The sequence below is a fragment of the Borrelia persica No12 genome, assembly GCF_000500045.1.
GTDB classification, from domain to species: domain Bacteria; phylum Spirochaetota; class Spirochaetia; order Borreliales; family Borreliaceae; genus Borrelia; species Borrelia persica.
The window spans coordinates 1-201 of the sequence record NZ_AYOT01000154.1 but is presented as its reverse complement, the minus strand read 5'-3'; the positions used below and the strand labels follow the sequence as shown (position 1 = coordinate 201).

Annotated in this window: 1 protein-coding gene; it reads left to right on the top strand. The window is 26.9% G+C overall.

What is annotated here, in order from left to right:
• Positions 1 to 44 precede the first annotated feature (44 nt).
• Positions 45 to 201 (top strand): DUF787 family protein (locus U881_RS12290; RefSeq protein WP_152520686.1); only part of this gene is annotated, 157 nt, incomplete at its 3' end.

Below are 201 nucleotides of genomic sequence, written 5' to 3'. Positions count from 1 at the left end.
TTAAGGCTAACTTACAAATAATAGAAAAATTAAAGGAGACATAAATGCCACAAGATACGATTAGTGTTAACTTAACACATTCTATATTAGATATTAACCAAGCAAGTTACTATACACCTTTACTTGTGTATAAATGCTCCAAAATCAAACTCAATACTACAACACCCAAACATAAATTATTACATCTCAATATAAATAACT